The organism is Niveispirillum sp. BGYR6 (assembly GCF_027568365.1).
Lineage (GTDB): Bacteria > Pseudomonadota > Alphaproteobacteria > Azospirillales > Azospirillaceae > Niveispirillum.
Genome location: NZ_JANLNL010000005.1, coordinates 270,227 through 294,380, shown reverse-complemented (window position 1 = coordinate 294,380; position 24,154 = coordinate 270,227). Strand labels below are relative to the sequence as shown.

The 24,154-nt window shown below is 64.6% G+C and carries 20 protein-coding genes; 12 read left to right on the top strand and 8 right to left on the bottom strand.

Features of this window, described 5'->3' with window-relative positions; genetic code table 11:
• Nucleotides 1-1,587: a DHA2 family efflux MFS transporter permease subunit gene (locus tag PCJ49_RS13875; RefSeq protein WP_269911420.1), complete on the bottom strand. Its 1,587-nt coding sequence runs from the start codon at nucleotides 1,585-1,587 to the stop codon at nucleotides 1-3.
• A 3-nt stretch (nucleotides 1,588-1,590) separates the two neighbouring features.
• Nucleotides 1,591-2,679, bottom strand: coding sequence for an HlyD family secretion protein (locus PCJ49_RS13870; protein WP_269911419.1), 1,089 nt, complete (start codon nucleotides 2,677-2,679; stop codon nucleotides 1,591-1,593).
• A 275-nt stretch (nucleotides 2,680-2,954) separates the two neighbouring features.
• Here PCJ49_RS13870 and PCJ49_RS13865 point away from each other — a divergent pair, with 275 nt between their 5' ends.
• Together PCJ49_RS13865 and PCJ49_RS13860 are read left to right on the top strand one after the other, a co-directional pair.
• Nucleotides 2,955-3,368 carry a hypothetical protein gene (locus PCJ49_RS13865; RefSeq protein ID WP_269911418.1) on the top strand — a complete coding sequence of 138 codons (414 nt, stop codon included), beginning with the start codon at nucleotides 2,955-2,957 and terminating at the stop codon, nucleotides 3,366-3,368.
• Between the two features lie 93 nt (nucleotides 3,369-3,461).
• Entirely contained in the window at nucleotides 3,462-4,829 is a 1,368-nt protein-coding gene (locus PCJ49_RS13860) for a hypothetical protein (protein ID WP_269911417.1), read from the top strand.
• A 49-nt stretch (nucleotides 4,830-4,878) separates the two neighbouring features.
• Here the strand turns inward: PCJ49_RS13860 and PCJ49_RS13855 are convergent, their stop codons facing one another.
• From PCJ49_RS13855 to PCJ49_RS13840, 4 genes are all read right to left on the bottom strand, one after another.
• Entirely contained in the window at nucleotides 4,879-6,372 is a 1,494-nt protein-coding gene (locus tag PCJ49_RS13855) for an ankyrin repeat domain-containing protein (RefSeq protein WP_269911416.1), read from the bottom strand.
• A gap of 108 nt (nucleotides 6,373-6,480) precedes the next feature.
• Nucleotides 6,481-8,298, bottom strand: a complete 1,818-nt coding sequence (locus tag PCJ49_RS13850) for a potassium/proton antiporter (protein WP_269911415.1) — start codon at nucleotides 8,296-8,298, stop codon at nucleotides 6,481-6,483.
• A 173-nt stretch (nucleotides 8,299-8,471) separates the two neighbouring features.
• The gene (locus PCJ49_RS13845; protein ID WP_269911414.1) at nucleotides 8,472-9,647 is read right to left on the bottom strand and encodes a GGDEF domain-containing protein; all 1,176 of its coding nucleotides are present in this window, start codon (nucleotides 9,645-9,647) and stop codon (nucleotides 8,472-8,474) included.
• Nucleotides 9,648-9,909: 262 nt separating this feature from the next.
• Nucleotides 9,910-11,277 carry a pentapeptide repeat-containing protein gene (locus PCJ49_RS13840; protein ID WP_269911413.1) on the bottom strand — a complete coding sequence of 456 codons (1,368 nt, stop codon included), beginning with the start codon at nucleotides 11,275-11,277 and terminating at the stop codon, nucleotides 9,910-9,912.
• Nucleotides 11,278-11,573: 296 nt separating this feature from the next.
• Between PCJ49_RS13840 and PCJ49_RS13835 the strand changes: the two genes are divergently transcribed.
• The 9 genes from PCJ49_RS13835 (at nucleotide 11,574) to PCJ49_RS13795 (ending at nucleotide 20,986) form a co-directional block, all read left to right on the top strand.
• The gene (locus PCJ49_RS13835) at nucleotides 11,574-13,094 is read left to right on the top strand and encodes a PAS domain-containing protein (RefSeq protein WP_269911412.1); all 1,521 of its coding nucleotides are present in this window, start codon (nucleotides 11,574-11,576) and stop codon (nucleotides 13,092-13,094) included.
• Between the two features lie 291 nt (nucleotides 13,095-13,385).
• Nucleotides 13,386-14,744 (top strand): signal recognition particle protein, encoded by a 1,359-nt coding sequence (ffh, locus tag PCJ49_RS13830; protein WP_269911411.1) that lies wholly within the window; start codon nucleotides 13,386-13,388, stop codon nucleotides 14,742-14,744.
• Complete coding sequence (locus PCJ49_RS13825) at nucleotides 14,744-15,877, top strand: GNAT family N-acetyltransferase (RefSeq protein WP_269911410.1); 1,134 nt, start codon at nucleotides 14,744-14,746, stop codon at nucleotides 15,875-15,877. The genes ffh and PCJ49_RS13825 overlap by 1 nt, the downstream gene beginning before the upstream one ends.
• 181 nt (nucleotides 15,878-16,058) lie before the next feature.
• The gene (gene rpsP, locus PCJ49_RS13820; protein ID WP_089288579.1) at nucleotides 16,059-16,412 is read left to right on the top strand and encodes a 30S ribosomal protein S16; all 354 of its coding nucleotides are present in this window, start codon (nucleotides 16,059-16,061) and stop codon (nucleotides 16,410-16,412) included.
• A 60-nt stretch (nucleotides 16,413-16,472) separates the two neighbouring features.
• Entirely contained in the window at nucleotides 16,473-17,105 is a 633-nt protein-coding gene (gene rimM / locus PCJ49_RS13815; RefSeq protein WP_269911409.1) for a ribosome maturation factor RimM, read from the top strand.
• A 4-nt stretch (nucleotides 17,106-17,109) separates the two neighbouring features.
• On the top strand, nucleotides 17,110-17,961 hold the full coding sequence (gene trmD, locus PCJ49_RS13810; RefSeq protein ID WP_269911408.1) for a tRNA (guanosine(37)-N1)-methyltransferase TrmD: 852 nt from the start codon (nucleotides 17,110-17,112) through the stop codon (nucleotides 17,959-17,961).
• 5 nt (nucleotides 17,962-17,966) lie between these two features.
• Entirely contained in the window at nucleotides 17,967-18,362 is a 396-nt protein-coding gene (gene rplS / locus PCJ49_RS13805) for a 50S ribosomal protein L19 (protein ID WP_089288576.1), read from the top strand.
• A gap of 218 nt (nucleotides 18,363-18,580) precedes the next feature.
• A complete protein-coding gene (locus PCJ49_RS13800) occupies nucleotides 18,581-20,269 on the top strand; it encodes a HAMP domain-containing methyl-accepting chemotaxis protein (protein ID WP_269911407.1) in 1,689 nt (562 codons plus the stop codon).
• Nucleotides 20,270-20,416: 147 nt separating this feature from the next.
• Nucleotides 20,417-20,986, top strand: a complete 570-nt coding sequence (locus PCJ49_RS13795) for a hypothetical protein (RefSeq protein ID WP_269911406.1) — start codon at nucleotides 20,417-20,419, stop codon at nucleotides 20,984-20,986.
• 167 nt (nucleotides 20,987-21,153) lie between these two features.
• On the opposite strand, the gene PCJ49_RS13790 is transcribed toward PCJ49_RS13795, so the two are convergent.
• Nucleotides 21,154-22,407, bottom strand: a complete 1,254-nt coding sequence (locus PCJ49_RS13790; RefSeq protein WP_269911405.1) for a hypothetical protein — start codon at nucleotides 22,405-22,407, stop codon at nucleotides 21,154-21,156.
• 251 nt (nucleotides 22,408-22,658) lie between these two features.
• Between PCJ49_RS13790 and PCJ49_RS13785 the strand changes: the two genes are divergently transcribed.
• Nucleotides 22,659-23,030 (top strand): ribbon-helix-helix domain-containing protein, encoded by a 372-nt coding sequence (locus PCJ49_RS13785; RefSeq protein ID WP_244559535.1) that lies wholly within the window; start codon nucleotides 22,659-22,661, stop codon nucleotides 23,028-23,030.
• Between the two features lie 134 nt (nucleotides 23,031-23,164).
• On the opposite strand, the gene PCJ49_RS13780 is transcribed toward PCJ49_RS13785, so the two are convergent.
• Nucleotides 23,165-24,043, bottom strand: a complete 879-nt coding sequence (locus tag PCJ49_RS13780; RefSeq protein ID WP_269911404.1) for a TIGR01459 family HAD-type hydrolase — start codon at nucleotides 24,041-24,043, stop codon at nucleotides 23,165-23,167.
• Nucleotides 24,044-24,154 lie beyond the last annotated feature (111 nt).

Sequence of the window (24,154 nt, the reverse complement as noted above, 5' to 3'; positions counted from 1 at the left end):
TCAGTGCGCCCCGGTATCCGGCGCCCCGCGCAGCACGGGCCGTTTGACAAAGGGCAGGGTCAGCAGGGCAAGCGTGAACAGCAAGGCCATCACCAGGAACAGGTCGGAAAAGGTCATTACATAGGCCTGTTTCTGCACGATACCGGATAAAACCGCCAGCGTGCCGGCATCATTGCCGGTGCTGACCGTCAGGCGGTTACCCACCTGTTCCATCCAACCCTGCACCACGGGCCGGGTCGGGTCCACCCAATCGTAAAGCACACGGGTGTGCAGGGCCAGCCGTTCGGTGATGACGGTATTGATGCCGGCCAGCCCGAAGGCCCCGCCCAGATTGCGCATCAGGTTGAACAGGCCCGAGGCGTTCTTCACCGCCTGCGGCGGCAGGGTGCCCAGCGCCAGGGTGGTGATGGGGATGATGCAGAACATCAGCCCCGCCCCGCGCAGCATCTGCGGCAACAGCAGTTCATTGAACTGCCAGTCCGCCGTCACCGGCACGGAGATATAGAAGCTGGCCGCCAGCAGGAAGAAACCGATGGCCAGCAGCTTGCGCACATCCATTTTGGCCGACAGTTTGCCGACAATGGGGGATGACAGGAACTGGCACAGACCAGTGACCACCATGGTGGCGCCGATCTGCTGGGCGTTCAGCCCGCGGATCTGGCCCAGATAAAGCGGCAGCATATAGACCGAGCCATAAAGCCCGATGCCAATGATGAACCCATACAGGCTGCCAATGGCGAAATTGCGATCGCGCAGGGCCGACAGATCGACGATGGGTCGGCGATATGTGAGCATCCGCCAGAAAAACAGCACGCCCGCCACCCCGGCCAGGATAGAGAAGCGGACAATTTCCTCATCCTCGAACCATTGGTTCCGGGCCCCTTCCTCAATCACATATTCCAGGCTGCCCAGAAAGGTGGCCAGCAGCACGATGCCGATCAGGTCAATCCCGCTCAGCAGGCTGCGATCACCCTTGTCGATATCGATGCAGTTCCACACCACGGCGCTGACCACCAGCCCCGGCAGCAGATTGATCAGGAACAGCCAGTGCCAGCTGAACTGTTCAGTCAGATAGCCGCCCAGGGTGGGGCCGATGGTGGGGCCCAGCGTGGCGACCAGCCCCACCACCACCGTCACCACCGCCCGCCGCGCCGGGGGAAAGGCGGTGAAGCTGGTGGCAAAGACAGTGGGGATCATGGCCCCGCCGATGAAACCCTGCAGGGTGCGCCACAGCACCAGTTCGCCGATGCTGCCGGACTGGGCGCAGAGAAAGCTCATCAGCGTGAAGCCGAGGGCAGAGGCGGTGAACAGCACGCGGGTGGATAACAGCCGCGACAGAAAGCCCGAAAGCGGGATCATCACCACTTCGGCGATCAGATAGCTGGTCTGGACCCAAACAATCTCATCGGCACTGGCGGCCACGCCGGACTGAATCTGCGACAGGGAGGAAGCGACGATCTGGATATCCAGGATCGCCATGAACATGCCGAACACCATGGCGACGAAGCCGATCACGGTCCGCCGGTTGATGGCGGCATCCGGGGGGGAGGCAGCGGCGGCCCCCCCTGTCACAGTCATGTCCGTCATGGCTCAGCGCTCCGCCACCTGGCCGTCGGCTTGGGCATCCGGCCCGTCGACGCCGATCAGATCCTTGCCGCCGGCGCGGGTATCCACCGCCACTTCCACCGACAGGCCGGGGCGCAGCCGGCCCGCCATCGGGCCGGTCCGGGGCAGGGAAATCCGCACCGGCACGCGCTGCACGATCTTGGTGAAATTGCCGGTGGCGTTCTCGGGCGGCAACAGGCTGAACTGCGCGCCCGAGGCGGGGGACAGGCTGGCGATGCGGCCGGTCACCGTCAGATCATGATAGGCATCCAGCTTGATGGTCACCGGCTGGCCGACGCGCAGCCGGTCAATCTGGGTTTCCTTGAAATTGGCGGTGACATAGGCCTCACTCACCGGCACCAGCGCCATCAGCTGGGTGCCGGCATTGACATATTGGCCGACGCGGGCGTTGTTGCGGCCGATGACGCCGGCCTTGGGCGCGCGCAGCACGGTCTTTTCCAACTCACTTTCCGCCAGCACCAGGGCGGCCTCTGCCTGGGCCAGATTGGCCTCTGCCTGCACCCGTTCGGTGCGCAGCACAGCGATCTGGTCACGCTCAGCCGCCAGGGCGGCCTGGGCGCGCTTCACCGCCGCCCCGGCCTTGGCGGCATCGGCCTGGCTGGTGGAAAGCTGCTGCTTGCTGGCGAAATCACGCGTGGCCAGGGCGGTATAGCGGCTGGCATCGGCGCCGGCCCGCTGCTGTTCGGCCTGGGCAGAGGCCAGGCTGGCCGTGGCCTGGGCGATCAACGAATCTTCCAGCACCAGCCGGCTGTCAATATTGGTGATGGCCGCCGCCGCCGCATCGCGCTGGGCGCGGGCCTGATCCAGCCGGGCGCGGAAATCACGGTCATCCAGGCGCAGGATGACATCGCCCTCCTTCACCTTTTGGTTCTCCACCACCGCCACCTGATCGATATGGCCGGCGACACGGGTGGAGAGCGTGATGATCTCCGCTTCCACATAGGCATTGTCGGTGCCCTCGATGAAGCGCCCCTCGCTCCACCAGTGCCAGCCGGCATAACCCGCCCCCAACAGCAGCGGCACCGCCAGGATCAGCCCCAGCTTCTTGTTCATGATCGGTCCCCCGGACGAATTACGGAACTGGACGGTCCAGTTTTGTTGTGAGGGTGCCTTGGGACCGGCCACCCGTCAAATGAATAAATGGACTCATCAGTTTGATAATGGCGTGAGCAGCCATGCCGGCGGAACATGCTGACCGGAAGGTCATGGGATCGCCCTATCCGGGTCGAGGGGTTCTTTGCTAGACAGGCAAGGGCGCAGGCGAACGGCAGAAGTCGGGACGGCAGAGAATGCGGCGGCAAGATCAGGGTGGTATGATGGGGCAGCGATTGACGGATCGCCGTCGCTTGCTGCGCGGTCTGCTGGCCGGCGGCCTCTGCCTTGCCCTGGTGGATACGACCCCGGCACAGGCTGCGGAAGCGGTTGACCCGAAAATCCGCTTCATCAAATTCCCGCCCATTCAGCTGCCCGGCAAGGATCGGCTGGCCTATCTGCGGCTGCGCTTCACCCTGGTGGTGCGCGAAAGCGAACAGATGCAGCAGGAAGCCGATCTGGTGAATGCCTATAAGCCGCGGATCATCGGGCTGGTCACCGAACGGCTGCCGCAGGACAATCTGGTGGACCGGGATTCCGGGCCGGAACAGGTGAACCACCTGAAAGAATGGCTGCGTGATCTGGCCAACAATGTTGTCGGTCAGCCGGTGGTGGAAGAGGCGCTGATCGTCTCCATCCTTACCGGTTAACGGGCCGACCTCCTGCTCTATTGCGCACAGGGGCTTGCGCTGAAAGGTTAATTGCATTTCAATGGGCGAAATATCCCATTGATTGTGCTGCCCTTGCGCCCCCTTTTCGCCCTTGCCCTGCTTTGCTGTCTGCTGCTGGCCGCTTGTGGCGAGGGCATTACGCCCTTGCCACGCGGCACCGGTGGGCCGCCTTTGCCGCTGGCGCTGGGCACCGTTGTGGTTGATGTGCCGCGCGGCGGCAGTGTTGGTGGCTATGGTTTCGGCCTGCTCTGCCGTCCGCCCTTCAATGAGATCGCCTGGAATCAACGGCCTTCCTGGGATACGCAGCTGTCCGTGGCGGTGCGCGACGGCATGGCGGCGGGCGGCGCCCCGCTGGCCGATGACAAGCGCCATGGCCCCCTGCGCCCGGCCCAGCCCTGGGAACTTTCCGCCCGTATCACTGCGCTTACATTCGATCTCTGCCGCGCCAATGATTTCTGGTTCGATAAACCGATCGGGGAGACGGGCACGGCGACGGTATCAGTGGAATGGACCCTGCGGCGGGATGGAAGGCCGCCACAAGTGCTGACCAGCCATGGCCGGGGTGGGACCGATATTCCAGCCTCCGACGATGGCAAATTGCTGATCCTGGGCAATGCCCTGGCCGATGCGGCGCGCCAGCTGGCCAGCCGGCCGGATTTCCGGCGGGTGCTGGCCAACCCCGCGGCTGAAGATGGGGTGGCGGCGGCAGGCACGCCGGCAGCGCCCCCCACCCTGCCCGCCTCTGTTCTGCCGCCGCCTTCTGCTCCAGTTCCAGCACCGGCCATGATGGCGGCTTCCCTGCCCCCGTCTGTGCCGTCTCCCGCCTCCTTTGCCGAACCGGGTACGATGGATGGTGAGGGAGAGGCCGTGATGGATGCCACCCCGCCGGCCGTTGCCATCGGTGATCCGTTGCTGACGGTGCAGACGCCTTCCCGCCAGCGTCCGGCCCTGCTGCTGGGGCTGGATGGGCTGGCCCTGATGCCGCTGGACATGCAACCCGACTGGCTGGCCGCCGGGGCCGCCCCGGCCCTGCCTGTGCGCGGGGCGGGCGATGCCGGGGGGCAAGCGGTGCCGCTGGCCTGGGATCGGTTGGCGGCGGCCATGTTGTTGCGGGTGGAGATGGGTGCCCATCCCCTGCCCGGCCTGGCGCCTGCCCGCCCACGCAGCCCGCCGGTGGGCAGCCTGCTGCATCCGCCCGGCAAGCCTGACCGCACGGTGATGATCACCGCCCGGCGGGAGGAAGGGCCGTTGCCCGTCTTATTGCTGGATCTGCCGCCGGGGCTGGCCCCGCCCCCCTTCCTGCTGGATGATACGGGCCGGCTGGCGGCGGTGATCGCCGGTCCGGCCCTGCCGGGCGACCTGCAGCCCTATCACCCCGCCGGCCCGCTGCTGACGCGCTTGCGGGAAAAACTGCCACCCGCGGGCGCGCCATCAGGATAAGGAAGCAGCCCGTTGAAGCGACGCCATCCAGGATGGATGGTCACTGCCCTCAATGCTTGCCAAGAAGGCCCCGTACCCGGTCCAGTTCTGCGCCGGCAAGGTGGGGATTGGGGGGGACAGGGCCCTTCCCGTTCAGATAATCCAGCGGCGTGGCCCCTTCATCATCCTTGACCGCAGGATCGGCCCCGGCCCGCAGCAACGCCTCAATCACGGGAAGGCCAGCATTGGCAGCGGCATAATGCAGGGCTGTCCGTTGACCATGTTTGATATCGGCCCCTTCCTCCGTGGCCTCTGTCGTGGCGCCGACATCGGCCTTGTTGGCCAGCAGCCAGGTGACGGCGGGCAGAAGATCGAACTGTGCAGCCGTCATCAGCGGCGTTTTGCCAAAATCGTTGCGGCGATCGACCCCGCCAATCAGGGGATGTGCGGCAATCAATGCCAGCACGTCCGGCCGGGCCACAGCGATATGCATGATGGGATCGATCCCGGCATCGGTGGCGCAGGCAAGCACTTGCTTTGATTCAAGGGCTGACTCATCGCTCATGGATGCGCTGCTGATCGCGGCCAGTTTTGCTTCAATGGCGCCAGCCGCTGCACCGTCCAGCAGGGCTTCCCGCAGGCTGTCACCGTGGGGCGCGCTGGGGCAGGCCCCCAATGCGACGGACTTCAACGCATTGGCGATGGCCTGCACGGTGGCAGGCGTCTTTTCCCCATAGTAACGGGCAATATCATTGACCGATTTTATGTAGGATTCCCCGATTCGCTGGTCCAGCCGATGATTATATAAAGAAAGATAGCCCCATGCTTTGTAGGGGCTTTGCAGGACGGGCATTTCGACACTGTCGGCTTTAATCTGGATCAGTTTCAGTTTTATGCGTTCAATCAGATAACTTTGTTGCTTGGCCATGCCGTACCGTATGCTGCCGGCCAGGGGTGGCAGATAGATGACGTCCGCTTCATCAGCCAAATCCCGGAACGCCGCCACCGCCTGGACGGGAAACCCCTCCACAGCACCACGGCCCCATTCGCACCCTGAACGGGGTGTATGATTATCCAGGCTGGATCCGAACATCGCCTTGGCCGCATCCAAAAGATCAGGTCTTTTCAACAGGACCGGGCAGGGAATCAGATAGGAGGCAAAGGCGTTTTCGTTGGCGATCCCGGACAGGGAGGCAAGCTGCAGCGTCGGGATCAGGCTTTTGGATGTCCCATCATAGACCGGCGGCCGGCCGGGAAGCCGGGCAGCAGAATTTTCAGGGATATGTGTCCAGGCCTCCTGCGCGATCGCCTGGCTTAAACGGTTGATTTCGCTATCCCGTTCCGGGCTGGTGGCCCGGAAACCATGCAAGAACAGCATCAGGTCCAGCTTTGCCAGCCAGACATCCTGATGTGTGCGCATCAAGGCTTCCGCCGGCTCCGGCTGGCGGTCCATATTTTCAATGGCCGGCTCATATTCAGGGGGCAGAGCATTGTCCTGCCCGTGGGCAATAAGGGCGGCCCCCATGCAGAACAGGCCGGCGGCAGCCAGCTGGCGCAAACGCAAAATTGCCATCCCCTGGAAAAGAGCAGTGCCCTTCTTGTATGTTTTATTCAGATTGATTTCAAATGACTTTTTACCTCTTTTGAGAAGGGAAAGCGGACCATAAGCAACCTATTCCGCTGCATCGGCGGCGGGTTTTTCCGGTGGGCGGCCTCGGCTTCGGCGTCGGGGCAGGCGGCGGCGCATTTCCCGCCAGCGGCCGCGCAAGGCATCCAGCCCACCGGTGGGCGGGGTCAGGTCGATGCCGATCAGGCTGGCATGGTCGCCTTCCATGGCGGCGACGATCAGGTCGATTTCCCCCACCCGCACCCGGTCGCCCAGGGCCGGGGTGCGGCCCAGCCGCTGGCGGATGTAATCGGCCAGGGTATCCCTGCTTTCCCCGCCCGTCTCAAACCCATACATGCCGCCCACGGCGGCGGCCGGCATATCGGCCTGGATTTGGAAATCACCGGCCGGGCGTTCCTGCAGGGCCTTGGCCCGCCGGCCAAACAGCCGGTCCATCACGGCCAGCGCCTCCTGATCGCCCATGGCGAGCACGGTGTCGCCTGGTTGCAGGCCCACCGCATCTTCGGGGCGCACCGGGCGGCCATTCTGGATCAGCGCCAACAGCTGCACGCTTTCCGGGATCAGCAGCCGGCCCCGCCCGCGCAGGGCCGCCTCGCTGTCACGCGCCACGGTAAAGACGGCCAGCTGGCCGCTGCCATCGGGCAGGTCCACATCGGCGCGGCTGGGCGGGTCCGGCTGCGGTGGGGCCAGCAGGCCCAGCAGCCGGGCCGCCGGCCCCACCGTCCAGCCCTGGATCAGCAGGGACAGCAGCACAACCACAAAGGCGACGGCGAAATAGGCATCGGCCCCCGGCACCCCGGCCAGCACGGGAATGGTGGCCAGCACGATGGGCACCGCCCCGCGCAGCCCCACCCAGGACACATAAATCCGTTCCGTCAGGGTGAAACGGAAAGGGGCAAGACAGAGGAACACCGCCAGCGGCCGCGCCAGCAGCATCAGCCCCACCGCCACCAGCCCGCCCGGCAGCAGATAGGGTTCCAGCCGCGACGGGGTGACCAGCAGGCCCAGCATGACGAACAGGCCGATCTGGGCCAGCCAGGCCAGCCCGTCATGAAAGCGGCGGATCAGCCGGTCGGCCTTGTGCCGGCGATTGCCCAGGATGAATCCTGCCAGATAGACGGCCAGGAAACCCGATGCCCCCGCCGCCTGCGCCCCACCGAAGATGAACAGGGAGAAGGAGACGGCCAGGATGGGATAAAGCCCATCGGCCAGATCCAGCCGGTTGACCAGCCAGACCAGCAGAAAGCCGCCAGCCAAGCCCAGGGCCGCCCCGCCGATCAGCTGCTGCAGGAATTCCAGCGCCAGCATCGGCAGTGACAGGCCGGCGGGGGTCATCACCATTTCCACGGCCAGCACGGTCAGCAGCACGGCCATTGGATCGTTCAGGCCGGATTCCACCTCCAGCGTGGCGGAAACCCGCCCGCGCAGCGCCATGCCGCGCAGGTTCAGCAGGAAGAAGACAGCCGCCGCATCGGTGGACGCGATGATGGCCCCGACCAGGAACCCCTCTGCCCAGCCCAGCCCCAGCAGGAAGGACGCGAGCGCGCCCGTGCCCACCGCCGTCACCAGCACGCCCAGGGTGGCCAGGCTGAAGGCGGGGCCACGGGCCAGCTTGAACGTTTCGGCCGGTGTGCGCAGGCCGCCATCGAACAGGATGACGGCCAGCGCCATGCTGCCCATCAGATAGGCCATATGGAAATCATGGAACTGGATGTTGCCCGGCCCATCCTCCCCCGCCAGCATCCCCAGCCCCAGGAAGACCAGCAACAAGGGCGCGCCCAACCGGGAGGAGACGCGGCCAGCCAGAATGGACAGCAGCAGCAGCAACCCCGCCAGGAAAATCGCCTCGTTGATGGCTTCCACTGCCGCCCCCCCTTCCACCGGTCCCGCCCGCGCATCTTATCGGATCGTGGCGTCGATGATGGTTAAAACATCACGATTGTGGCGGAAGCGGCACAGGGGCGGCACCTGTGCAAAAGGACAGGAGGGAAGAAAGTTCGTCCCTCTGCGCGCTTATACCAATCTCCCTGGATTGGTCACGGATGAAGGGAGATTGGTATTAGGGGGGGCACCGCGATGGGGCCAGCCAGCTGCACCCGGTTGCGCCCGGCCTGCTTGGCGGCATACAGCGCCATATCGGCGGCATGGTGCAGATCCTGCCAGTCGCGCCCCGCCCGGTCGCAACGGGCCAGGCCGATGCTGGTGGTGACGGGGATCGGCTGGCCGCGATAGGAGACGGCCAGCGCGGCGATGGCCGCGCGCAGCCGCTCTGCCACCAGCAGGGCCTGTTGCTCCTCCAGTTCCGGCAGGAACAGCACGAATTCTTCACCGCCCATGCGGGCCAGACAATCCCCTTGCCGCAGGCTGTCGCGCAGCAGGCTGGCGACAGCCACCAGTGCGACATCGCCGCCGGCATGGCCGTGGCGGTCATTGATCTGCTTGAAATGGTCCAGATCAAGGCACAGGACCGTGTCGCCGGTGCGCAGCGAGGTGGGCAGGCTGGCCGCCAGCCAGCGCCGGTTGCCGATGCCGGTCAGGGCGTCCAGGTTGGCCTGCCGGCACAATTGTGCCTCTGCTCGGTCGGTGGCCATGCCGCTGACCAGGATGACCAGGGTGAAGTTGCCCAGAATCTGCACGCAAAATTCCAACGCCAGCCAGGGAACAAAATCAGCCACCCAAAGGATGATGGCCGCCCCGGCGGCGAATGACAAAGCACTGCCCCCCAGCACCAGGGCCAGGGGGCCGCGGGACGGCAGCGGTTCCAGCCGCCGGCCCCGCTGGATGACCCAGGCCGCCAGGGCCAGCCAAAGGGCCGCATTCAGATGGAAGATGATGGCACGCAGATGGTTTTGCAGGTGGAACTGCGTCAGCAGGGCCGCCAGCCAGAACGGCAAAGGCCATAGCAGCGCCAGCAGGCCCCAGCGCCGTGGCGGCCGCCCCCGGTCCAGACAGGCCAAGCCGACCACCAGTAAGGCATGACCCCACAGGCCGGAAGTGAGGCTGCCCAGGGTCCAGAATTGCAGCGGCAAAAGCGCCTGTTCCCCCAGGCTGGCCAGCAAGGCCCCTGCCCCCAGCAAGCCCAGGGCCGCCGACAGGATGCCCAGCCCCCGCGTCGACCCTGTCTGGCGGCGATTCAACAGAAATGCCAGCGCCCCTACCAGCAGCGATGACTGGTAGAGAAACAGCACGGTGGCAATGTCGAGCGTGATCATGGCCGGCAGCGCAAAAGGGGGAATCCAAGGGCGAGGACGGTATATTCCCGCATGGAACCCCAAAGGGCCAAGCAAATCGACAGAGATGCTGCCAGAGGCCTGTTTTTAAACAATATTCAGCGACAATGCTGGAAAATTTCCAGGGTCTGTCTGGAAGGTTATCCTGCCTTTCAAACCTTGCCCTTTCTCCACCGTCATTCCCGCGAAGGTGGGAATGACCGTTAATAAATTAGAAAAGAAGTGAAAGTTCCTGGATGGACACTTAAAGAATCGGCAAATCCTGGGCACCCTGCAAACGGGCGTCCCGCAGGTCGCAATGGGTAAAATCCGCGCCCCGACAGAGGGCGCCGGACAGATCGGCACCAACCAGATTGGCATCGGCCAGCTTCGCGTCGCACAGGATGGCGCCGATCAGGTTGGCCTGGCCCAGCACGGCGCGGCGCAGGTCGGCCCCGGTCAGGTCGGCCCCGTCGAAACGTGCCCGCAGCAGATTGGCGCTCCACAGCCGGCTGGCATTGCTCTGTATCTGCACCGGCCCCAGCTTCCCCCCTGGCAGTTTGGCCCCGGACAGGGTGGCGCGTTCCAGGGAGGCACCGCGCAGATCGGCCTTGGACAGATCAGCGCCCCGCAGATCGGCCAACGACAGATCGGCCATGGGCAGGGTGGCCCCGGCCAGCGTGGCGCCGCGCAGCATGGTGCAATGCATCAGGGCGGCCGACAAAACCTGCCCCGACAGATCCTGGCCGCTGAGATCGACGCCCGACAGGTCGGCCCGCAGGCCGGCCTTGCCATTGCTGTCCACCCATTGCCGGTGATCGGCCAGGATGCGGGCCAGATCGCGCCCATCCGCCGCCAGTTCCCGCGCCGTGACGGCACCGGCCAGATTGGCCGTGCGTCGGGTGGCATCATCCATGATGACGCCGATCAGATCGGCATTGATGAAGCGGGTGGCATTCAGGTCCGCCCCGGACAGCTTGGCACCGGCCAGCTTGGCCCCGGACAGGTTGGCCTCCCGCAGGTCGGCCCCGGTCAGGTCACAGCCGGTAAGGTTGGAATTGGTCAGGTTGGCGCGGATAAATTTGGTGCCGCGCATGATGGCATCTGTCAGGTCCGTCTGCATGACGAAGGCATTGGACAGGCGGGCGCGCGACAGATCGGCCGCGCGGATGGTGGCCACCGACATTTCGGTCGCCACCTCGATCGCCTCGAACTCATGCAGGGAAATGTCGCCATTGCCGCGCACATGCATGATGGTGCCGTCGCGCAGATCGCTATCAACCAGCAGCGCTTCCGACAGCACAGCCCCGCGCAGACAGGCCCCCCGCAGATCGGCCTTGCGCAGGTCCGCCCGTTCCAGATTGGCCAACCGCAGATCGGCGGCATAGAGATTGGCCTCGGACAGATTGGCCCCCACCAGCCTGGCGCCAAACAGCTTGGCCCCCGACAGGTCGGCATCAGAGAGATCGTAACCCGACAAATCCATATGGCTGAGATCGCGCAGCTTCAGGCTGGCGCGCGTCCCGCCGCTCTGCCGGCGCAGAAAGGCCAGATGCCGGCTGTGCACAGCCTGCAGCTCCGCCGCAGTGATCCGCGTCCTGTCCGGCCCTTGCCCTATCGTGTGCGTCATCATGCCCCTGCTGCCCGATCAGTACGGGTTACCCAATGTGACTATAGCCCGCCTGGGTTTCAACAGAGACTTTGAGTTCAAAGGGCAAAAGCACAAGCAAAGATCGCAAAATGCACCCCCCCCAACCTCTCTCATTCAAAAGTTGTCATGCCTGTTTTGCCGCAGACCGAATGGTTACGACTATATGCATATTATACGAATGGGTGGTACCCGGCCCATTTCCTCCTTCCCCGTTCTCCGATACTCGACGGGGAGTAAATGACGGTCCCAGGGGGGCCGAAGGAAGCCAGGGGGAACGCATGTTCTTTAAAAAGTCGGTGTCAGCTACGCAGTTCGACGACGAGGCCGCCAAGCAGATGACCCTGCTCAGCCAGTTCGCCGGGGTCGGTCTCTGGGACGCCGTGCTGTATAATGGCGACCCGATGCACCCGCAAAGTCGCTGGCACTGGTCAGACGAATTGCGCCGCCTGCTTGGATATGCACATGGGGATCAGACCGGCTTTCCCAATATAGTCAGTTCCTGGAGCGACCGGCTGCACCCGGATGATGCCGGCCCCACCTTCGCATCGTTCAGTGCTTGCCTGAACGACCGGACCGGCCGGACGGGATACGATGTCGTCTACCGGCTGCGGATGAAGGACAACCAGTATCGCTGGTTCCGTGCGGTCGGTGGGGTGGCCCGCGATGCGCAGGGGCGGCCGCTGCGCGCCTGCGGCTCCCTGATCGATATCCATGATCAGAAAAGCCAGTTGGAACGCATGGAGCTGCTGGATCAACATGCCGGCGTCGGCCTGTGGGATGCGCTGCTGCATGAAGGCGACGCCATGCACCCGAACAGCCGCTGGCGCTGGTCCAACGAATTACGTCGCTTGGCCGGCTTCCGTGACCAGAATGATTTTCCTGACCGGGTCAATTCCTGGTCTGACCGGCTGCATCCGGAAGATGCCGGCCCCACCTTCGCGGCGTTCGGGGCCTGCATGGCCGACACGACCGGCCGGACACCCTATGATGTCATCTATCGCATGAAGATCAAGGACGGCAGCTACCGCTGGTTCCGCGCTGTCGGCGGGGTGGCACGCGATGCCCAGGGCCGGCCGTTACGCGCCTGCGGCTCCCTGATTGACGTGCATGATCAAAAAATGGCCGAGTTGAAGCAGCTTGATGGGGAGAAGGAACGCCGGCGCACCATCCTGGATATTGCCGATACACTGACCAAGCGCGTGGAAAATTCGGCTGATCGGGCCAACAGCAACACCCAGACGGTGGCATCGGCGACAGAGGAACTGTCCGCCTCCATTGCCGAGATCAGCGAGCGCGCCAACAATGCCGCGGCGGCGGCCGCCAATGCCTCCACCGAAACCGGCCGCACCAACGAGGCGGTGCAGGCCCTGGTGACGGCGAGCGAGCGGATCGGCGTGGTGGTGAAGCTGATCAATGATATTGCCAGTCAGACCAACCTGCTGGCCCTGAATGCCACCATCGAGGCGGCGCGCGCTGGCGATGCCGGCAAGGGCTTTGCTGTCGTGGCCACGGAAGTGAAATCCCTGGCCAAGCAGACCGCCAGCGCTACCGATGAGATTGCCGAGCAGATATCGTCGGTGCAGCAGGAGGCCAACCGCGCTGTTGCGGCCATCCGCAGCATCGGCGCCATCATCAACGAGGTGCAGGGCATTTCTGCCACCATCGCCTCGGCCGTTGCCCAGCAGGACGCGGCCACGCGGGAAATTGCCGGCAGCGTCAGCCATGTCGCCCGCGATATTGGCGAGGTGACGGAGAATGTGCGCGAAGTCACCCAGCAACTGCGTCGCTCCGGCCAGTGAGTCGGTTGCGAGCGCTGAACCTGGCAGGAAGCACGCGCAGGAGTGCGGACGGCAAGGCCAGCCAGGGCGGGGATGCAGTTCAGCATCTCCGCCCGCATGGTTGACTCATACAGCCCGTCCCTGTATCACCCGCTCATCATTCCGGAAGAGGGTTGGCCTTTTCCGGTACGGTCTATCGGCGCCAAGGCGCCCCGCCAGTCCGCGAGTGTCGCGCACTGGCGCTTTTGCGTTTGGGGATACCCCATCTGCAAAGGCAGGGGTGCGGCGGTAAGGGCGACCAGGAGGATTTGGATGTTCGATGGTCTGACGGGACGGCTTGGCGATATCTTCGACCGCCTGCGCAAGCGCGGGGCGTTGTCGGAGGATGACGTCAATGCGGCGCTCCGCGAAGTCCGCATCGCCCTGCTGGAAGCCGACGTCGCCCTGCCGGCCGTGAAGGCCTTTGTGCAGGGCGTGAAGGAAAAGGCCATCGGGACGGAGGTGCTGCGCGGCATCAATCCGGGCCAGATGGTCATCAAGATCGTGCATGACCACCTTGTGGAACTGCTGGGCAACACGGTTGAGGATATCAACCTGTCCGCCGTGCCACCGGTGCCGATTCTGATGCTGGGCCTGCAGGGCTCGGGCAAGACCACCACCTCGGCCAAGATCGGCCTGCGCCTGAAGAACCGGGAAAAGAAAAAGGTTCTGATGGCGTCGCTGGATACGCGCCGCCCCGCCGCCCAGGAACAGTTGAAGGTTCTGGGCGAACAAACGGGGGTGGCGACGCTGCCCATCGTCAAGGGCCAGACCCCGGTGGAAATCGCCCGCCGCGCCATGGAAACGGCGCGGCTGGAAGGCTATGACGTGGTGCTGCTGGATACGGCCGGCCGCCTTGCCATCGACGAGGAGTTGATGGACGAGGTGGTGGCCATCCGCGACGCCACCCAGCCGGTGGAAAGCCTGCTGGTGGTGGACGCCATGACCGGCCAAGACGCCGTGACCGTGGCCACCAATTTCAATGACCGGGTGGGTATCACCGGCATTGTCATGACCCGTATCGACGGTGACGCGCGCGGCGGTGCCGCGCTTTCCATGCGCCATGTCACCGGCAAGCCCATCAAGCTGATGGGCGTGGGGGAAAAGACCGACGCGCTGGAGCCGTTCCACCCTGACCGTATCGCCGGCCGCATCCTGGGCATGGGCGACGTGGTCAGCCTGGTGGAAAAGGCCGCCGAGAGCATCGACAAGGAAGAAGCCGAAAAGCTGGCCAAGAAGCTGGAAAAAGGCGGCTTCGACCTGGAAGACATGCTGACCCAGATGCGCCAGATCACCAAGCTGGGCGGCATGGGCGGAATGCTGAACCTGCTGCCCGGCGTGGGCAAGATCAAGGAACAGCTGAAAAACGCCAATATCGACGAGAAGATTCTGAAGCGGCAGGAAGCCATCATCCTGTCGATGACCAAGAAAGAGCGCAAGAAGCCGGAAATCCTCAACGCCTCGCGCCGCCGCCGCATTGCGCTGGGGGCCGGGGTGACGGTGGCCGACGTCAACCGCCTGATCAAGCAGTATCAGGATATGTCGGAAATGATGAAGAAGATGAAGAAGCTGGGCCAGAAGGGCCTGATGCGCCAGGGCCTGGGTGCCCTGATGCCCAAAGGTATGCGCTGATGGTTCTGCCGGTGGGTCAGGATACGGGTGTGGCGGCCTCTTCCCCCGATCATGCGACGCTGATGACGGCGCGGCTGGTGCTGCGTCCGCTGTCGCGTGCCGACCTGCCGGCCATGCATGGGCTGCTGTCCGACCCGGACAGCATGAAATACTGGTCCCATCCGCCCCATACCAGCCTGGACCAGACGGAAGCGTCGCTGGACCGGGCCTTGGTGGAGGATGGCACCTGCCGTACCTGGGCCATCACCACCGACGGGCAACATTGCCAGGGCTGGGCCACCATCTTCGCCGTGAAGGACCGGATCGGCTGGGTCGGCTATATCCTCTCCCCTGCCCTGCGTGGCCATGGCCATGCGGAAGAGGCGATGCGCGCCGTGCTGGATTACGGGTTCGAGGTCTGGGGCCTACACCGGCTGACCGCCAATATCGACCCGCGCAACCATGCATCCGGCGGGCTGCTGCGGCGTCTGGGCTTCACCCAGGAAGGGCTGCAGCGCCGCGATTATCTCTATGACGGGGATTATCTGGATACTGGCGTGTTCGGCCTGCTGGCCGATGAATGGCGGGTCAAGCGCAACCTGCCCGGTCGCGTGCCGGTGCTGCATGAGGGGCCGGTGGTGCTGCGCCCGCTGCGCAACAGCGATGCCGACGCGCTGCACGCCGCCTATGGTGATGAAGACAGTATGCGGTACATGCCGCACGCCCATTATCCCAGCATCGACCAGACCCGCGCCAAGATCGCTGGCATCGTCGCCGGTGTGACCGGCAGCCGCAATTGGGCCATCACCACCGATGGCGGCGAATGCCTGGGCTGGGCGCTGCTGCACAAGGAAACCACGGCGCAGATCGAGCTGGGCTATATCCTGGTGCCGGCCGCCCGCGGGCGCGGGCTGGTGAAGGCCGCCGGGGCCGCCCTGCTGCGCCATGCCTTTGTCGATCTGGGCAAGCACCGGGTGGAAGCCGTGCTGGACCCGCGCAATCTGGCCTCTGCCGGGGTGCTGCGGGCGCTGGGTTTCACCCTGGAAGGCGTGCGCCGCCAGGGCTTTGCCCGCGACGATGAATTTGTCGACAGCGCCATTTACGGGCTGCTGGCCCCGGAATGGGCCGACACGCAATTGCGGGGGAAGGGCTGATGCGTCACCCCCGCTTTCCCATGGTGGCCGAAGGGGCATTTACCTGCCCCGGCCTGCCATCCCGTGATGCCGGCATCCGGCGTCACATCTCTCCCGTCTTTCGTGCCCGATCTGGACGGGCACAGGCTTCAGACGGTCTGTCCCATCCAGAGAACAGCTTTTAAACCAAGGAAGTAATCAAATGTCCGTGAAGATCCGTCTGGCCCGTGGTGGTTCCAAGAAGCGCCCGTTCTACAGCATCGTCGTTGCCGACAGCCGCGCCCCGCGCGATGGCGCCTTCATCGAGAAGGTTGGCACCTACAACCCGATGCTGGCCTCCGATCACCCGGAGCGCGTGGTGCTGAAGGAAGAGGCCATCAAGGGCTGGCTGTCCAAGGGCGCGCAGCCGACCGACCGCGTTGCCAAGTTCCTGGGCAAGGCCAACCTGATCGAGGCCCCGGCCATCATCGAAAGCCCGAAGAAGTCCGCCCCGAAGGCCAAGGCCCAGGAGCGCGCCAAGCTGGCCGCCAAGGCCGCTGAAGCCGCCGCCGAGTAATGAGGCGGGGGACCGGCAGCCCCTGGCCTGCCGGTCCCCGGTTTCATCAAGGAATTTGTAATGACCGATCGCGTTTGCGTCGCCCAGATCATTGGATCGCATGGGGTTCATGGGCGTCTGCGGGTGAAGAGCTTCACCGCGGACCCGGAAGCCGTGTTCGATTACAACCCGCTGACCGACGAGACCGGCACGCGCCAGTTCACCCTGCGCATGACCGGCATGGGCAAAGACCATCTTCTGGTCGAGGCCAGCGGCGTGAAGGGGCGTGATGCCGCCGACGCGCTGAAGGGCGTGCGCCTGTTCGTTGACCGCGACCGCCTGCCCGCGATCGAGGATGAGGACGAGTTCTACCATACCGACCTGATCGGGCTGGTGACTGTCACGGAAGGCCCGGAAGGCGATGTCGCTTTCGGGACCATCAAGGCCATCCATGATTTCGGCGCTGGCGACATGTTGGAGATCAACCATGTCTCCGGCAAGACCGTCTTCATCCCCTTCAGCCGCGCCTGCGTGCCGCTGATCGACGTGAAGGCTTCCCGCGTCGTCGTCGATCCGCCCGTCAACCTCTTCACCCCGGCCAGGCCGGACCCGGAAGAGCTGGCGGAAATGGGCGGCAAGCTGGACCTGGATGACGAACCGGTGACGAGCGACTCGGGCGAAGAGACCGTGGAGGAGACGGGCGAGGCCCGTTGATCCCATGTCCGACGCGCAAAGCCCCCATACGCCGGCTGAACAGCCGCACTTCCATGTCAGTGTCTTGACCCTGTTCCCGGAGATGTTTCCGGGTCCGTTAGGGTTATCCCTGGCCGGAAAGGCGCTGGAACGCGGCACCTGGGCGCTGGAAACGCTGGACATCCGTGAATTCGCGCGCGATAAGCATCGCTCCGTGGACGACACCCCGTTCGGCGGTGGCCCTGGCATGGTGATGCGGGCGGATGTGCTGGATGCAGCCATCCGGGAAGCATTGGCCCGGCAGGAAGCCAAAGGCATCAAACGGGGTCGGCTTGTCTACCTCTCCCCGCGCGGTCGCGTGCTGGATCAGACTCTTGTGCGAGAGATCGCGCAGGAAGGGTCTATCACCGTGCTGTGCGGGCGGTATGAAGGGGTGGATGAGCGGGTCATCGAGGAACATCACCTGGAGGAGGTTTCTCTGGGTGATTTCGTGCTGTCCGGTGGTGAACCGGCGGCCCTCTGTCTGATCGACGCCGTGGTCCGGCTGCTGCCGGGCGTCATGGGCAACGTGGAGACGGCAGGGGAAGAGAGTTTTGAGCGGGGGTTGTTAGAGTACCCCCATTATACGCGGCCACCCGTCTGGAATGGCCGTGCGGTGCCGGAAGTCCTTTTTTCCGGACACCATGAGAAGGTCCGGGCCTGGCGGCTCGAACAGGCAGAACAGATCACAGCGGCCCGACGGCCGGACCTGTGGTCCGCCTATCTGGAAAGCCGCCCGGTCCCAAAGGTGAAGAAACGCCGCACCCGCAGGGTAGCGGCCGAGCCAACAACAGCCGTTGTATCCCCGGACGGGAACAGCGGCAGCAGTGAAGGATGAGTATTATGAACATTCTGCAGAAGCTGGAAGCCGAACAGGTCGCCAAGCTGTCCGAAGGCAAGAAGATCCCGACCTTCTCCCCCGGCGACACCGTGAAGGTGAACGTGAAGGTGACCGAAGGTACCCGTGAGCGTATCCAGGCTTACGAAGGTGTGGTGATCGCCCGCAAGAACGCCGGCATCAATTCCAGCTTCACCGTCCGCAAGATCTCCTATGGCGAAGGCGTGGAACGCGTGTTCCCGCTGTACAGCCCGCGTCTGGACAGCATCGAGCTGGTCCGCAAGGGCCAGGTCCGTCGCGCCAAGCTGTATTATCTGCGTGGCCTGACCGGCAAGTCCGCTCGTATCGCCGAGCGCACCACCGGCCGCGGCATGAAGAACGGCCGCTCGATCGCCGAGTAATTCATCACTCCCCTTCGGGACTGATGCGCAACACCCCGCCGGAGCGATCCGGCGGGGTGTTGTCATTTTGGGCCCAGGCGGGGCGATGGTTGGAGTCGCAGTCAATTGTATCCCGAAGCATATCTACAGCTACGCCCGCCAGCGCGATAACCTCTACCGTTAAATCGGACATTTTGTTGAAGCCCGGACCGGGCGACGGAACGCGAGAGAGGGCCCCCATGCATTGGACCATCCGTCGCAAGTTGCTGCTTGTCTGGTGCATCGCGCTGGCGGGGCTGAGCGTCATCAGCGTCAGCACCTATTGGATGAATGGGGTGCTGTCGGCCAAGATCAGCCAGACCAACAGCCGGCAGGCCCAGGTGGCGGAGGTGGAAGCGGCCCGGCGTAGCGCGCTGGAACTGGCGCTGGTGGCCATGGATATCATCGTCGACCGCGCCGATGGCCGGGTCGACGATGAACGGCGCAAGATCATTGATAAGGAACTGGGCCAGCTTTCCACCCATATTGCCGACTGGCAGCGCCAGAGCATGGCCAGCGGGGAAACGGCTGCCATCCGCGCGGCCGCTGAACAGCTGGCCGTGTTGCACCGCGCCCTGCTGGAAGGGCTGGTGCCTGCCGTGGATAAGGGGGCCGATGATGCCCGTTTCGCCGCCCTGGATGATGAAATCGATGCCGCCGCCGGCAAGCTGAATGACGAGCTGGGCAATCTGAACAACCTGATCCAGCAGGAATTGGCCGAAGCGCGGGCGGAGCAGGAAAACTGGATTGCCCGGTCCAGCCTGCTGGTCGGCATCAGCTATCTGTCAACCCTGGTGCTGGTTTCCCTGGCGTTGTTGCTGGTTGGGCTCAGCATCATCCGGCCGGTCCGGCGCCTGACGGCGGCCATGCGCCAGCTGGCCCGGGGGCAGCTGGAAACCAGCGTGCCCGTGCTGCGCAGCGGAGACGAGCTGCAGGAGATGGCCGAGGCCACCAGCTTTTTCCGCGCGCAGGCCGTGGACAAGCAGGCGCTGGAGGCCAGCCAGGCGGCCAGCGCCATCGCCGCACGAGAGGAACAGCAACGCCTGCTGCTGGGCGTGGCAGATGCCATCGAGGCACGGGTGCGCGATACGGTACGACAGATCGGCGATGGCATCGCACAACTGCACACCCTGTCCGCCGATATGGCCGCCAAGGCCCGTGACGCCGAGGGGGCAGCCGCCAGCATTGCCGGCGATGCCGATCAGGCCGCCACCAATGTGCAGTCCGCCGCCGGGGCGGCGCAGCAGCTGGATGCCAGCAGCGGGGAGATCACCCAGCAGGTAACCGGGGCCGCCCGCACCAGCCAGGAGGCGGCGCAGGAGGCACGGGCGGCCCGGCAGGTGGTCGACGGGCTTTCCACCGCCGCCACCCAGATCAGCGACATCGTGGCCATGATCAATGATATTGCCGGCCAGACCAACCTGCTGGCCCTGAACGCCACCATCGAGGCGGCGCGGGCGGGCGATGCCGGCAAGGGCTTCGCCGTGGTGGCCACAGAGGTGAAGGCCCTGGCCAACCAGACCGCCCGCGCCACCGATGAGATCGGGGAGCAGATCGGCCGCCTGCAGGCCAATGTCGCCCAGGCCGTGGCCAGCATCGGCCGGGTGGCCAGCACCATTGATGCGGTGAATGGCAATGCCAGTGCCATCGCCGGCGCCGTCCACCAGCAATCACAAGCCATCCGGGAGGTGGGGCAGAATGCCGGTGCAGCGGCGCAGGCGGCCCGGCGTGCCTCTGAACGGGTGAAGGAAATTTCCAGCGGGGCCACCGCCACCCTGCGTTCTGCCGATGGAATCGAAGATTGGATCGGCACTCTCGGCAGTCTTTCCGCCGACCTGAACCGCGAGATCGAACGGTTTGTACAGGATATCCGTCAGCGCGGCCACTAGGCCTAGGATTTTCCACCGGAAACCCCTGTGGCGGGCGCGGAATCCCCACCAAACGCAGCCCACCTATCCCTTTGATGCATGGATGCAGTGGACAGGCCCCCGTCTGACAGGCACCATCCATCACCTTTGACATGACGGGCCACCTTCATGGCTGCACACGAAATGATGGGGAGGGCTGCCGCGACCCAGCGCGCGCCGCAGCCCCCCCTGCAAACCGGCGAACCGGCAAGGCTGCCGGTGCTGCAATCACTGTTGCCCTGGTGGCGGCAATTGCCCCGGCTGGAAGAGGGGTTGCCGGTCTGGAATGGCGACCTGATCGCCCCGCTGCGGCCCTGGCTGGCCCATCTGCTGATGGTGCGGTTTCCCCGCAACGGCGCCATGCCCCGCTTTACGCTCTATGGCAGCGCGTTGACGCGGTTCAGCGGGACGGACGCCACCGGGCGAGACATTGATACCGGTCTGATGCCGGCCTTCGAGGGGGCCGCCGCTTCTTACTTGCGTGCCCATGGCGCCGCCCGCCCGAACTGGAGCCGGGTGCGGGTGGAACTGCCGGGCGGCCTGGGCGTCCGTTACAGCCGGCTGCTGCTGCCCTTTGGCTGCGACGACGGCGACCGGCGGCTGCTCGGCATCATCCATTTTGATGACCCGCCACCGGAAACCGCCGCTGGTGCGCCCGTGCGGCTGCTGATCGAGCAGGAGGCGATGCTGCTCTGTTGAGCCGGGGGCTCATACCCAGTTGCGATGAGGTAAACTCATCGCAACTGGGTATGGCGGCGACTGCCGCCGCGCGGCACGTGCCGCGTGAAGCCAAGCCAACGGATGTTGGCGCCGGCGTTTGAGGGCCATGATCAGAACCGACAGGGTCTGATCATGGCAACAAGGTATCAAGCATTGCCGATCGGCCCGCCCTCATCATCATCGTCGCCATCCTCCTCGTCCTCCTCGTCCTCATCCAGCAGCCCCTCTTCATAGGAGCTGGGGAAGAAGGGAAGCGATGGGTCGGCATCGTCATCCTCTTCATCGATATCGTCGTCATCATCGGCATCCAGCAGGTCGGCCAGGCTGAAGCCGCCGCCATCCATGCCGGGGATGGCGGCAGCAAGGTCGTCGCCATCGCCCTCTTCCTCGCTGGCGGGGCCGATCATGGCCTGACGGATTTCCCGTTCCAGCATGGTGACCAGCGTGCCCTCCCGCTCCCCCCCGCAGGCGGCCAGCGGATAGGCGAAGCTGAACAGGGCGACGATGGTCTGGCCTTCCTGTGCCACGCCCCGTAGCCAGAGGAAGAAGCGCAGTTTCTCGCCATCCTCCTCCCCGTCGGTGACGAATCGGGCCATCACCTCCCCATGTTCCAGCCAGTCCAGGCTGCCATGGCCGATACGGCCATCCGGGCCTTCGGCGAACTGCTCCGCCGTCTGGCGCAGCACGGTGCGGGCCAGCGCCTGGGCTTCCGGCCCTTCATGGCTGAAGCCATGGACGGCGACGCGCAGGGTGCCGCTGCCCGTCTCTTCCCGGTGGAACAGGGTCAGTTCGTCTTCCCGCACGCTCACCCAATCCCAGGGCAGGCGGAAGCGCACCTGATCCCCATGGCTGACATTGCGCATGGTGACGCGCTGCACCGGCCCCTGTACGGGGGCCGGGTAGAACTTGATACGCGCCGCCTCCTCCCCCAGCCGGTCGATCAGGGCGCCCAGGTCGGGTGCCGCACTGGACAGGGCCGGCACATGCAATTGCAGGGAGACGACGCGCACATGGTCCGGTGGCTGGAAATCCGCCACCTTCCAGACGAAAATCTGCCGGTCGGGCGGCTGGGCCACGGCATAGGCGATCCAGCGCCGCTCCTCATCCCCTGTCGGGCCTTCATCATCCGACGGGACAATGCCGCGCGGCAGCACATTTTCCCGGTCCAGATACTGGATGGCCTCATCCGCATCGACGCCATAGGGATTGCGATAGGTGGTGACAGAGACCAGCAGATCGACCGGGTTGTCGCCCGGCGACTGGAAAGCCAGCCCGCCATCATCGCGTGACAGGCGTTGCCAGCTGGCCGGCACGCGCAGGCTGGCAACCCCGCCCCGCAGAGCGATGGAGTTCCAGTCGGCGTCCAGGACCGGGTCGCTATCGTATGGCTCGTCCCTCATGGTCGATAAACTAGGCGCAGCCGGGCACGGTGTCCATGTCCGGGATGCGGAGATGCGGCAAAGACAGATGAAATTTCGACGCGATCCCCCCGGATTATCACCCAAAGGGCGGGGAACATTTCCACCTAGGAAATGTCTTATGACCATATGGCGTCATAATACCTTCGACAACCCATTGTCACATACAAGTAGATTCAATATGTTCCGCACAACTGTGAACCACTCTGGAAAATAGGACGGACGGTCCCCGTATGGCAGCCAAGCGTCGCCCCCCGTCTCAACCCGATGATGTCGCCCCGGAATCGATGCGCGCCGTGTGCCGCAATGTGGTCGTGGGGGGCCGCCGAACCAGCGTGCGGATGGAACCGCTTTTATGGGATAGTCTGGCGGATATCTGCCGACGGGAGGCCCGCGGCGTTCACGAGATCGTCACCATGATTGATGGGCGACGCGGCGACAGCGCGCTGACAGCAGCGCTGCGCATCTTCATCCTGTCCTATTTCCGCACCGCGTCGCAGCCAATCGCCGTGACCGGGCTGGCGGAGGAACAGGCGCCATTCGGCACCACTGCAGGATATTCAACCACTTTCCGTCAAGCCCTGTGCATTTTCGACGAAGAGTAGCAAAAATAATCCATCGACCCGAGAGGTATGATCCGCCGGGGCTGGAGAAAATATCCAAAAAGGAAACGATTTCACCAAAGATCGGAAGGCGGTGATATCCTTGCCGGGCATCACCGCCCTTGAAAGCGCTTCCTTTACCAGCGCAGGCCCGGAATCGCCGCTACGGGGCGGTGGCCGCTGGTTTCCACCAGCCGGCCCAGGGATTGCGGATCGGGATGGCTGCCCCAATTCGTCCCCAGCTCCTCCCGATGGATGCCGCCGGTTACCAGCAGCCCATCGATACCGGCTTCATTGGCGCCAGCAATGTCGGTGCGCAGGCTGTCACCCACCGCCAGAATACGCGACGGAGACAGATCACCCAGCAGCTGGAAACAGCGGCGATAGACCGGCGCGTGGGGCTTGCCGTGATAACGCACCTCCCCGCCCAGATCTTCATAGCGGCGGGCCAGCTCCCCGGCGCAGATCACCAGCTTGTTATCGACCACCACCACCAGATCGGGGTTGGCGCACAGCATCGGCAGGCGGCGTTCCACGCAGGCCGTCAGCACCGGCTCGTAATCGGCCAGCGTCTCGTCAAAATCATCAATGCCGGTATTCAGCACGAAATCCGCCTGATCGGGCGTATGCACCCGGCGGCGATTGGGCAAGGTCTCATAGACATCATTGTCGCGCGGCGGGCCGATATGGAACAGGTTACGACCCAACCCCTGGTGCCATTCATCCGGCGGGTCCAGCAACGCCTCATAGGTCGCCTCACCAGAGGTGAAGATCGCGTCATAGAGGTCAACATCCACGCCCATATCATTCAGCTTGGCCACGGCGGCCGGCACGCGGCGCGGCGCGTTGGACAGCAGGCAGACCCGCTTGCCGCGGTTGCGCAGTTCCGTCAGGCAATGGACGACGCCGGGATAGGGCCGGACCCCGTCATGGATGACACCCCAGAGATCCAGGATGAAGCCGTCATAACGGTCAACAATGGCGGACAGTCCGTCGATCAGCGGCAGGGCGGTCATGCGTGCTTCCGGCTGGAGGTTGTTTGCTGGCCGGAAGGGTGGGGCCTGACTGCGTGAGGGACAAGGCCGGGTACGGCATGGCAGATGCGAGTGGTTGGCAGCCAACCGCCA